This window comes from Novosphingobium aerophilum, from assembly GCF_014230305.1.
Lineage (GTDB): Bacteria > Pseudomonadota > Alphaproteobacteria > Sphingomonadales > Sphingomonadaceae > Novosphingobium > Novosphingobium aerophilum.
This window is the reverse complement of the sequence record NZ_JACLAU010000025.1, coordinates 39947-51384: the sequence shown is the minus strand read 5'-3', so window position 1 is coordinate 51384 and position 11438 is coordinate 39947. Positions and strand designations below refer to the sequence as shown.

The following is an 11438-nucleotide window of genomic DNA, read 5'->3' as shown; positions in this document are numbered from 1 at the left end:
CCGCGACAATCAGGACGACCGATAAACCTTGCCAGCGACAATCAGAATGGCCACAAACTGTCGCGCCGCGACAATCAACTTCTCATCCTGATCGTCGCGCTCTTCTCACCCAGATCGTCGCGCTACACCAATCACTCCAGCTGTTTATGGCTTAAGTTAGAATCCCTCCCGCTCCGCCACCGGGTCAACCCTCAGGCTCCTGGGTTCAAACCCAGCCCACCGCCTTGAGTTCGGGCACCATGCTTCGGGCGACGGGGGCCTCCAGTCCGTTCGAGAGCTTGAGCCAGAGGGCGCGGCCGCGGGTTTCGGTGCCTGTCACTGCCTCGCGCGCGACCCACCAGCTGCGGTGCACACGCAGGCCGTCGACCCCGTCGAGTTCGCTCACCGCGTCGCTGATCCGCATCAGCAGCAGCGTGCTGCCGGCCGCATGATGCACCCGCACATAATGGTCCTCGTGGCTGAGCGCCAGGATCGGACCGCCGCCCAGCGCGGGTATCCGCTCGGCCAGCTTTGGCCCTGACGGTGCGGGCCCGGACAAGGATGGTGCGGCGGCGACTGGGTCCAGCGGGCCGGGCTGGGCGGGCGATCGGCCAGGCGGAGGGCCCGGCGGCTCGGCCGTGGTGCTTGGGGGTTCCGGTCGCGCCAGCGCCAGTTGCACCAGGGTGGCGACCGCCCCGACGATCAGGACCTCGAGATAGCGTTGCAACAGGACGGTGAGGGGGGCTTCGCCCAGGGTGTCGCCGCTGATCAGCCAGGCCACCAGCAGCGTGGTCGGCATCGCCGCCAGCACGCAGGCACAGGCGATGCACAGCCACTGCGGGATGCCAGACTGCGCCGCGACGATGCGGCCGGCCCAGATCACCGGACGGAACAGGGCATAGCCGCCGAATACGAACAGGGCCCACTGCGCCAGCCGCTGGGCCAGCGGCGTGGCATAGCTGCCGAACGGGCCGAGCAGGGCCAGCGCGACGACGATCGCGGCCATGATTCCCAGTTCCATGCCAAGCTTGCGCAATTGCATGCCTTCGCCGTCCCGTTCACGCTTCGCCAAATGGCCCGCCCTGCCCCGGCGGTGGCGGCCACGAATGGCTCCGCACCGTTCGCGGAGGAGCGCTTGCCCGTCAACCGGGCTGTGTCAGTCGGGACGGCGAAAGGAGCTCATCCCGATGCCGTCCACCCTGATCCCGTCCTCCCCTGCCACCCCGGTCCGGTCTCCGGCCCGGTCCCTCTTCCCGGCCCCGCAAACGGATGCCATCCCGCCATCATTCGCCCGGCGGTTCGTCCGGGGCGAGCTGCAGCGGCCTGCCGCCGTGGCCGCGATCCTGGTCAGCGGGGCGATTGGCCAGGCGTTGGTGGCCCATCTGTTCAGCGGCCAACCGTTCTGGCCCAGCGCCTATGGGGTGGTTCTGGCCATCCATATCGCCACGGTCACCCCGGCCCTGCCGCTGGGTGCCTGGCTGCTGCTCCGAGCGAAGGGCACGCGCGGGCACCGGCTGCTCGGCCGGGTGTGGGCCTTGCTGATGCTGGTCACCGCCCTGACCAGCTTCGGCATCACCGAGCTGACCGGGCACTTCAGCCCGATCCACCTGCTGTCGATTCTGACCATCGTCAGTGTGCTGCGCGGCATCCGCTTCGCCCGGCGCGGTGACATCGCGCGCCATCAGCGCGCGATGGTCCTGGCGTTCACCGGGCTGGTCGCCGCTGCGGTCTTCACCCTGCTGCCCGGGCGTCTGCTCGGCTCATGGTTGCTGGGCTGAGGAGGCGGGCCCCATGCCCATCCCCGCGCAGCCGCCCGTCCGGCCGCCGAGGGGGATTCGTTGGTCCCGCTGAAGCCGGATGCGGCCCGGCGTCAGGGGGCCGTCAGTTCCCGCTCGGCCGCCCCCCCCGGCTTCCACGCGGGCGCTTCGGAGCCGTCTGCGATCGACTGGGTCAGCGTGTAGAAGAACCGGTTGAAGTCGGCCGCGGCCTGCCAGTCGATCGGGGTGTCCAGATCGTCGGCAGGGTGGTGGTAACGGCGGAGGTACCAGTCGCGGTAGCGCGCCCGCGAGGTGGCGTCATAAGTCGCGAAGACAAAGCTGGTCCCGGGCACGCCCGCCGCCATGAACGGCCAGTTGTCCGAACGGCGCAGCAGGTTGCGCTCGGGCTCGGGGTCCTCCTGGATGGCGATGCCCAGCTGGTGTCCGACCCGGCGGACGTGATCGCCCAGCGTGCTCTCCACCAGCCCGTGCACCGACAGGACCTTCAGCGGGTAGAGCGGGCGGATCTGGTCGAGGTTGATCACTGCCGCATGCGAGGCGAGCGGTCGGGTGGGATGATCAACATACCAGCGGGATCCGAGCAGCCCCTTCTCCTCGCCGGTGAACACGGCAAACAGCACCGGGCGGCGAAAGCCCTGTCCGGCCCGGCGGGCCGCCAGGCGTTCGAGCAGGGCGACATAGGCCGCATCGTCGAGCGCGCCGTTGTAGATGCCGTCTCCGCCGACCGGCTCGCCGCGGCCGTAGCCGTCGAGGTGAGCGGCCACGACGATCGCCTGGTCGGCCAGGGCGGGATCGGTCCCGGGCAACAGCCCGAGGACATTGGCCGAGCGGATCGCCGCACGGGTGACCGTCAGCTCGGCGGCGAGCGGGCCCAGCTCGATCCTGGGCAGCGCGCGATCGCTGGCCCCTGCCGCGAGGATCGCCGGGGCGCGGGGGTTCAGCCGCGCGAAGGCGGCCGGGTTGAGCATGCCGGACAGGAATGTGCCGGTCGCCGTGGAACTCGGGCCCGAACCCTGGCCGGCAAAGGTCACCGTGCGGGAATAGGCCAGCGGCCAGCGCATCGGTTCACCCGCGAAGCCGGGGGCGGCGATCAGCAGCATGCCCGCGGCCCCGGCGCCGCGCAGTGCCCTGGCCCGATCGAAGCTGCCGATCCGGGCGGGTGCCGGCCGGCCGTAGCAGACCACCAGCCGGCCGCGCACGTCGCCGATCTCGTCCGGGCCGCAATAGCCGCGGAAGGTGGCGGGCACCGCCAGCCGGGAGGGCGTGTCCACCCCGAGCGAGAGCGTCAGATCGTGGTTGAAGCGCAGGGTGCGACCGCCGATCGCCATGCGCGAACGGGCCGAATCGAGCCGCATCTCGGTAAAGTCGATCGGCTGGAACCACGTCCCGTCGACCCCCGCCGGGGTGAGCCCGGCCGCGGCGAAGCGCCGGGCGACCAGCGCGGCGGCGCGGTCATATTCGAGAGACCCGGTATCCCGGCCGGCCATGTCGTCCCCGGCCAGCTCGCGGGTCAGGGCCCACCAGTCGCGGGTGTCGGGATCGCTCGGCCCCGGGGGTGCACCCGCCGCCGGGGCCTGCACCAGCAGGGCCGCGCCGGCGAGGGACATCGCCAGGGTCCCCAGGACGATCCGCGGACGACGGCGCGCCACCGGGCCCTGCCTCATGCCGCCTTGCGCGCGGCGATCCACTGATCGACGCGGCGTTCCAGGATGCCCAGGGGCTGCGATCCGTCGCTGATGAGCAGATCGTCGAAGGCCTTGATGTCGAACCGGTCCCCCAGCGCGGCTTCGGCCTTGCGGCGCAGTTCCATGATCTTGATCATGCCGATCTTGTAGCCGGTCGCCTGGCCCGGCATGGTGATGTAGCGGCGCACTTCGGACCGTGCCTGGTTCGGGGGCAGCCGCCCGGTCTTGATCATGAATTCGACGGCCTGGTCCTCGGTCCAGCCCATCGCGTGGATCCCGGTGTCGACCACCAGCCGTGCCGCCCGGAAGGTTTCGGCGTCCAGCCGCATGAAGTCCTCGGCGGCGTCCTGGTAGGCCCCCATCTCCTTGCACAGCAGCTCGGCATAAAGCGCCCAGCCTTCGTTGAAGGCCACATAGCCACCGACCAGCCGGAACTTCGGCGTACCGGTCTGCCGCGCCTGGATATCGCCCTGCATGACGTGGCCCGGCACCCCTTCGTGGCACATCAGGTCGGTCAGTTCCGCCGGGTCCTTGGTCACGCCGAGCAGGTGATCATAGACCCGCCCCGGGCGCACCCCGTCCGGGCTCGGCCCCGAGGCGTGAGCGGCCCCGCCCGCCACCTCGCTGAACGAGGGCTCGCGCAGCACCTCCATGCGGTACTGCGGCAGGGCGTTGAAGCGGGCCGGCAGGAGTGTGCGGTTGCGGGCGATGATGGCGTTGGCGCGGCGCAGGTAGTCCTCGCGCAGGGCATCGGTCCAGGGCTGCGGCGGGAAGCGCTTGGCGCGATCGGCATAGAAGGCCTCGCGGTCGGCGAACCCGGCCGACCGGGCCAGCGCGTCCTGCTCACCGGCGATCCGCTGCAGTTCGGCCAGCCCGGTCTGGTGGATCTGCGCGGCGGTCAGGTCCAGCGTGGTGTTGATGCGCAGCGCCGCAGCGTACCAGTCCGCCCCGCCGGGCAGCGAGACCGCCCCGACGCGGCCGCTCGGCGCGGCGGGCAGCGCGCCCTCGGCCCAGGCCACCACCCGGGCATAGCCCGGCTGCATGGCCAGCAGCGCGGCGCGGGTATCGGCCAGCAGGGCTTCGGCCTCGGCCGCGGTGATCTTGCCGCCGGCCTGCAACTTGCCGACCTTGGCCCGGGCATCGGCCATCAGCGGGGAATCGGCCCCGCCGTCGAACGGGGCTCCGCTGACGATCGCCCGGGACCCGGCGATGATCCGCTCGACCTGGAAGCGCGGCACGCGGACCCCGGCCTGTTCGGACTGCCGGGTCTGCGCCAGCGCCGTGTCCAGCGCCGCCGGAATCCCGCGGATCCTGGCGTTGTAGGCCTGCAGGTCGGCCGCATCGCTGACCGTATGGGTGTTGATCAGGAAATCCGGCAGGGTCGAATGGGCGGAATAGAGGAAGGAATAGAACGGCGGCTGGAACGCCCGGAAGCGATACTGCAGCTCCATCCGCTCCAGCTCGGTGGCCCAGATGTCGAAGTTGGTCTGACCCTTGGGGGACAAGCGGTCCCGCACGAAGCTGGCCTTCATCCGCGCCACGCTGGCCCGCCGCGCCTCGAGCCGCTGGAGCTGGGCGGCCTCGCTGTTGTCGTCGAGCCGGTCCTTGCCCTCCTTCATCCCCAGCCGGGTCGCGAGTTGGGGGCGCATCGCCAGGTCGCGGGCGAATTCGGCGTCGAGGAAGGCGGTCAGCCGGGCGTCCTCGGTCGCGGCGTCGGGGCTCGCGGCGGCGCTGGCCGGCGCAGCGACCGGCTGGGCCAGGACGGCTGCGGACATCGGCAGGACAGTCGCTCCGGCAAGGAGCATGGCGCGCTTGATCATGGTCGACCCTGTTGTTGTCGTGGAGAGGCTGGGTTGGTGAAGGGCGTCCGGCCGCGCGGGCCGGAAGAGGGGGCAGACTACCAGCCCGCCCGTCCGGTTCAAGCGGCACCTGTCCAATCAGCCAACAAACTGCGATTGCGTGGAATTGTCTCGAAACGCGGTCTGTTGCCGCCAATCTGCAAACGATTGTTGTCAGGGCGTCGACTCTGTGCCATGGGCGTTGGCAGGCAAGGGCGACGAAGGCCGCCGTCACCGCCACGCGCACGGGAGAGCGCTCGATGGATCAGCACCAGCAAGCCCAGCGGCCGCGTCTTTCGCTGGTCCGGATCCTCGAGATGAACCTCGGGTTCCTCGGGCTGCAGTTCAGCTTCGGCCTGCAGCAGGGCAACATGGGGCCGATCTATTCGTACCTCGGCGCGAGCGAGGGGCAACTGCCGCTGCTCCAGCTTGCCGGGCCGATGACCGGCCTGATCGTCCAGCCGCTGATTGGCGCGCTGTCGGACCGCACCACCAGCCGCTGGGGGCGGCGCACGCCCTATTTCCTGTTCGGCGCCGTGCTCTGCGCGATCGGCCTGCTGACCATGCCGCTCTCGGCCTCGATCGTCATGGCGGTCTCGCTGATGTGGCTGCTCGACGCGGGCAACAACATCACGATGGAGCCCTACCGCGCCTATGTGTCGGACCGGCTGGACCCGGCGCAGCGGCACACCGGGTTCCTGACGCAGAGCGCCTTCACCGGCCTGGCGCAGATGCTGGCCTATCTCACCCCCTCGCTGCTGGTGATGCTCGGCATGGACCGCGACTGGGTCGATCCGCATGGCATCCCTTATACGGTGCGCACGGTGTTCTGGTTCGGCGCGGCGCTGTCGCTGGGGACGATCCTGTGGTCGGTGCTGCGCGTGCCCGAACTCCCGCTCGGCGCCGAGGAGCGGGCGCGCATCGTCGCCGCGCCGCGCGGGATCGGCGCGACCCTGGCCGAGGTGGGCAATGCGATCGTCACCATGCCGGTGGCCATGCGCCGGCTCGGGCTGATGAGCCTGTTCCAGTGGTTCAGCTTCTGGGGATACTGGACCTATGTGCCCTACGTGGTGGCGCGCAATGTCTATGGCACCAGCGATCCGGCCAGTGGCGGCTTTCATGAGGCGGTGCTGACCAACGGCCAGATGGCAGCGTTCTACAACCTGGTCGCCTGCCTGGCAGCCTTCGCCATGGTTCCGCTGGTGCGCCGGATCGGGCCGGGGCCGATGCACGCGCTCTGCCTGGTGGCGGGCGGCATCGGGGTGCTGACCCTGGCCCATGTCACCGACAAGGCCCTGCTGTTCCTGCCGATGCTGGGCATCGGCCTGGCCTGGGGCAGCACCATGGGCAATCCCTACGCGATCCTCAGCAATGCCGTGCCGGCCGAGCGGACCGGGGTCTACATGGGGATCTTCAACATGATGATCGTGCTGCCGATGCTGCTGTTCTCGGTGCTGATGAGCGAGCTCGACCTCGGTTTCGTCAAGCTGGGCTTCGGCCTTTACGAAAAGCTGCTGGGCGGCGACCCCCGCCACCTGCTCACCCTGTGCGGCGCCGGGCTGATCGCCGCCGGCCTGGCCGTGTTGCGGGTGCGCGAAGGGCGCGCCGCTGCCACCGGGGCGACCGAGGGTCTCGCCCATTCATGACCGAACACCCCGTTCGCCCCACGGCGACCCCACCTTCAGAAGAGAATCTGTCCATGCCTGAACGCCCCGCAGCAACCGGCCAATGGCGGCCGACCGCCTTCGGAGCGGAAGGGGCCAGGATCCCGACGATTGGCGCGGCGGACGTCCGGCCGCTGGTCCCCGGGCTCGACCTGTGGGACTGCTGGCCGCTGACCCACGTCGACGGCCGCACGGCCGAGCATGCCGGGCGGACCTGGTGGTTCTTCCTGAGCGCTGCCCAGTTCCCCGATCCGGTCCAGCGCCATGCTCATGCCCGCATCCGTCTGCTGTCGCGCGGGGCGGATGGCTGGCGCGATCACGGCAATGCCTTGCCCGACGGACTGACCCCGGGTTCGCGCGAATGGGCCGGGTCGGCGATCCTGACCGCCGAGGATCAGGTGACCCTGTACTACACCGTCGCCGGCCGCGCGGGCGAGCCGGACCTGACCTTCGAACAGCGACTGTTCGCGGTGTCAGGCCGCCTGCACGCCGATGGCATCGGCGCGTGGAGCACGCCGCAAGAGCTGGTCGTGGCCGACGGGGCGATCTACCAGATCGCGAACGACCGGGTCGAGCTGGCCCCGGGCACGCTCAAGGCCTTCCGCGATCCGTTCTTCTTCCGCGATCCCGTCACCGGGCAGGATCACCTGATCTTCACCGCCAGCGCCGGCTGGGCCGAGGTCGCGCACAACGGCATGGTCGGGCTGGCCACGCGCACGGTCACGGGCTGGCAACTCGACACCCCGCTGATCGACGCGATCGGGGTCAACAACGAGCTGGAGCGGGCCCAGGTTCATTACCGTGCCGGGGCCTACTACCTGCTCTGGTCGACCCAGCGCCACACCTTCGCCCCGTCGGCGCCGGCCGGTCCGAACGGCATCTACGGCATGGTGGCCGACAGTCTGCGCGGTCCGTGGCGGCCGATCAACGGGTCGGGGCTGGTCGCGGCCAATGCCCCGGACGAGCCGCAGCAGTCCTATTCCTGGGTTCTGACGGGCGAGGACGAGGTCTGGAGCTTCGTCGACTACTGGGGCCTGGCGGGCCGCAGCCTGGCCGACCATCCGGAACTGGTGCGCAGCCGGTTCGGCGGCACCGCGGCGCCGGTGTTCCGCCTGCGCTTCGCCGGGGACACCGTTTCGCTCGCCTGACCGGTCAGGCGCTTTCGCGCACGACCAGCCGCGGCACCATGATGGTCGAAGGGGTGTCCTCTCCGGCGATCCGGGCCAGCAGCGAAGCGACCATCGCCCGCGCGCCGCCCGCGATGTCCTGGTGGATGGTGGTCAGCTTGGGCACGGTCTGCTCGGTCATCGGCAGATCGTCGAAACCGACCAGCGCCATATCCTTCGGCACCTTGCGGCCCCGCTCGTGCAACTGGCGCAGCGTGGCCATGGCGATCAGATCGGATGCGGCGAAGATTGCGTCTGTGGCCGGGTCCATGCGATCGAGGTCGGCTGCGATCTGGCTGACCATCTCCTCCGCCGAAAGGTGGGTGGCGAATCCGTCGATCCTGGTGCCCGTGCCCGATTCCTCGGCAGCGGCGCGCGCCCCGGCCAGGCGCCGCTCGATCTCCAGGCCGCGGGTATCGCCGAAGAAGGCGATGCGGCGGCAGCCGCGGGCGATCAGATGCTGGGCGGCCAGCCGCCCGCCGGCAAAGCTGTCGGTCCCGACCACGCAATGCTGCTGCCCTTCGCGGTGAGTCCCCCAGACCACCAGCGGGCGATAGCGCGCGGCCACGCTTTCGATGTTGTGGAACTGGTCGGACTGACCGATCAGCAGGACCCCGTCGAGCATGCCCGAATCGACGATCCGTTCGAGCCATTCGGCATTGTCCACCGGCAGGGCGCGGCTCAGCATCAGGTCATAGCCGCGATCGATCAGGGCATCGGCCAACTGGCCCAGCAGGGTCATGAAGAACGGGTCGGAGATGTGCTGTTTCTGTTCGTGACCCAGCGGGATGACGACACCCACCACCCCGGTCTGGCCGGTGCGCAGGCGGCTGGCCATCTGATTGGGCCGGAAGCCGTGTTCGCGGGCCAGCGCCTGGATCCGCTCGCGCGTTTCGCGATTGACCAGGCTCTTGTCGGCCAGCGCGCGCGAGACCGTCCCGGCGGACACGCCCGCCAGCTTCGCCAGTTCGGCGATGTTGCGCAGCCGGCGCGGCCGCGGCTCGCGGTCCTGGCTCATTGGTGCGCTCCCTTGCCGACCACCCCTAGGCGCCCGCCCTGGGCGCAGCCATGGCCTGGCGGCCCAGCGCGATCGCCCCGGTGATTCCGGCCAGATCGCCCAGGCCGGGACCGACGATGTAACGCTGCAGCCCGGGATCGAGCCGTGGGTGGACGACATAGCCGGCCAGCTTGCGTTCGGTCTGGAGGCGCAGGCTGTCCAGCAGCCCGGGGGCCTTCATCACCCCGCCGCCGAAGATCAGGCGGTCCGGCGCGTGCAGCAGGATCAGCGAGAGGGCGAGGTCGGACAGGTAATCGCCCAGCAGCTCGACCGCGTCGGCGGTGTCCGCCATCTGGTCCAGGCTCTGGCCATAGCGGGCCTTGATCGCCGGACCGCTGGCGAGGCCCTCCAGGCAGTCGCCATGATAGGGACAGGTGCCGGCGAAGGGATCGCGCGCGTGATCGTGCCGGGGCCGGATATGGCCGGATTCGAAATGGGTAAACCCGCCCACCGGCTCGCCCCGCCGCACCAGGCCGGTCCCGACCCCGGTGCCGACCGTGGTATAGGCCAGCGTGCCGGTGCCCTGGCCGGCCCCGGCCTGCCATTCGCCCAGCGCCGCGGCATTGACGTCGGTGTCGACCAGCATCGGCACCTGCAGCGGCGCAAGCCATTCGAGGTAGCTCGCCCCCGACCAGTGCGGCTTGGGCGTGCTGGTGATCGATCCGTAAGTGGGCGAGGCGCGATCGATGTCGACCGGTCCGAAGCTGCCGATGCCCAGCCCGCCGATCGGCCCGTGCCGCGCCGCCGCCTCGCGGAAGAACGCCAGAACGCCCGGCATGGTGATGGCGGGGCTTTCGGTGTCGAGCCGGGCCTGCTCCAGGATGGTACCGTCAGCCCGGGCGATGGCGATCACGAACTTGGTGCCGCCGGCTTCGATGGCGCCGATCAGGGGGGTGGTCATGCGAAAATCCTTGGTCGAGCAGGGGCAGGGATGGGCGGGTCAGGGTGTTGCGGCCAGCGGGGCGCCGGTCAGCCCGGCAACAGCTGGTCCACGCGGTGCCGCGCCGAAAGCTGGTATAGCGGGGTGGCGAGCAGGGTGGTCACCACCGCCATCAGCACCAGCATCGAGAACAGCGCCGGGCCGATCACCCCGCGCTGCAGGCCGATGTTGATCACGATCAGCTCCATCAGGCCACGCGCGTTCATCAGCGCGCCGATGCCCAGCGCGGTGCGGTGGTCCTCGCCGCAAAGCCGGGCGGTCAGGTAGCAGGCCCCGCCCTTGGCGAGGATCGACACCGCGACGATCAGCATGGCCACGCCGATCAGCTGGGTGGAGTGCATCAGCCTCAGATCGGTGTTGAGCCCCGAGTACGTGAAGAACATGGGCAGCAGGAAGACGACGGTGAAGGGTTCGAGCCGCGCCCGGACCATGTCCGCCACCGCGCCGCGCGGCATGGCCACGCCCAGCAGGAAGCCGCCGAACACTGCATGGATACCGGCGGCGTCCATGGCCCAGGCGCAGAGCGTGAACAGCACCAGCACCACGGCCAGGATCAGGTCATCGTTCTCGCCCGGGCGGGCGATCGCGTCGAGCCGCCGCAGCAGGCGCGGCGCGGCCACGATCATGAACAGCGCGAACAGCCCCCCGCCGCCCAGCGCCTTGATCGCGACCAGGGCGCCGTCGCCCAGGCTGGCGAGCACGAAGGCGATGACGATCCAGGCTCCGACATCGCCGATCGCTCCGGCCGAAAGGGAAATGACCCCCAGCCGGGTTCCCGCGATGCCGCGTTCGTGAATGATCCGCGCCAGCATCGGAAAGGCGGTGATGGCGATCGCCGCGCCCAGGAACTGGATCGCCTGCGCCGGCCCCACCACGGGCATGAACAGCCCGGGAATCTCCAGCAGTGCGGGCGCGAGCGCCGCCGCGGCCAGGAAGGGCACGGCCATGCCGCCGAAGGCCACCACCGCAGCCGAGCGGGCGCTGCTGGCGAACTCGCGCCGGTCGAACGTCAGGCCGACGATGAACATGTAGAGACCCACGCCGAACTGCGCGCCCACGAACAGCACCTTGCGCGAATCCGCAGGGAACAGGGCCGCCGTGAAGTCCGGGAAGAGGGCGCCCAGCACCGAGGGGCCAAGCAGCACGCCGGCGATCATCTCGCCCACCACCTGCGGCTGGCCGAGGAAGCGCTGCGCCACCCAGCCCACCGCGCGGCAGGCGGCGACAATCGCCGCCATCTGCAGGAAAAAGGTCACGGACAACTGTGCGGCAGTCATGCGGTTGCTCCCAGATGGCCGGTCCTGCGGCCCGACGTCGCACCAGCGGCGAAC

Annotated in this window: 9 protein-coding genes; 3 read left to right on the top strand and 6 right to left on the bottom strand. The window is 70.2% G+C overall.

Going from position 1 to position 11438, the window contains the following annotated elements; all coding sequences use genetic code 11:
- Positions 1–205: 205 nt before the first annotated feature.
- Positions 206–1000, bottom strand: a complete 795-nt coding sequence (locus H7F49_RS13740) for a LytTR family DNA-binding domain-containing protein (RefSeq protein WP_185686597.1) — start codon at positions 998–1000, stop codon at positions 206–208.
- Positions 1001–1166: 166 nt separating this feature from the next.
- Here H7F49_RS13740 and H7F49_RS13735 point away from each other — a divergent pair, with 166 nt between their 5' ends.
- On the top strand, positions 1167–1757 hold the full coding sequence (locus tag H7F49_RS13735) for a DUF2306 domain-containing protein (protein WP_185684144.1): 591 nt from the start codon (positions 1167–1169) through the stop codon (positions 1755–1757).
- Positions 1758–1849: 92 nt separating this feature from the next.
- Here the strand turns inward: H7F49_RS13735 and H7F49_RS13730 are convergent, their stop codons facing one another.
- Complete coding sequence (locus H7F49_RS13730) at positions 1850–3421, bottom strand: M28 family peptidase (protein ID WP_235982165.1); 1572 nt, start codon at positions 3419–3421, stop codon at positions 1850–1852.
- Positions 3418–5262: a DUF885 domain-containing protein gene (locus H7F49_RS13725; protein WP_185684143.1), complete on the bottom strand. Its 1845-nt coding sequence runs from the start codon at positions 5260–5262 to the stop codon at positions 3418–3420. Before H7F49_RS13725 ends, H7F49_RS13730 begins: the two co-directional genes overlap by 4 nt.
- A gap of 278 nt (positions 5263–5540) precedes the next feature.
- On the opposite strand from H7F49_RS13725, the gene H7F49_RS13720 reads away from it, so the two are divergent.
- Positions 5541–6926 carry an MFS transporter gene (locus H7F49_RS13720; protein ID WP_235982164.1) on the top strand — a complete coding sequence of 462 codons (1386 nt, stop codon included), beginning with the start codon at positions 5541–5543 and terminating at the stop codon, positions 6924–6926.
- Between the two features lie 53 nt (positions 6927–6979).
- Positions 6980–8092 carry a glycoside hydrolase family 68 protein gene (locus H7F49_RS13715; protein ID WP_185684142.1) on the top strand — a complete coding sequence of 371 codons (1113 nt, stop codon included), beginning with the start codon at positions 6980–6982 and terminating at the stop codon, positions 8090–8092.
- Positions 8093–8096: 4 nt separating this feature from the next.
- On the opposite strand, the gene H7F49_RS13710 is transcribed toward H7F49_RS13715, so the two are convergent.
- The 3 genes from H7F49_RS13710 to H7F49_RS13700 form a co-directional block, all read right to left on the bottom strand.
- Positions 8097–9128: a LacI family DNA-binding transcriptional regulator gene (locus H7F49_RS13710; protein WP_185684141.1), complete on the bottom strand. Its 1032-nt coding sequence runs from the start codon at positions 9126–9128 to the stop codon at positions 8097–8099.
- A gap of 25 nt (positions 9129–9153) precedes the next feature.
- Positions 9154–10068, bottom strand: coding sequence for an ROK family protein (locus H7F49_RS13705; protein ID WP_185684140.1), 915 nt, complete (start codon positions 10066–10068; stop codon positions 9154–9156).
- A gap of 68 nt (positions 10069–10136) precedes the next feature.
- A complete protein-coding gene (locus tag H7F49_RS13700) occupies positions 10137–11384 on the bottom strand; it encodes a cation:proton antiporter (RefSeq protein ID WP_185684139.1) in 1248 nt (415 codons plus the stop codon).
- Between the last annotated feature and the right edge of the window lie 54 nt (positions 11385–11438).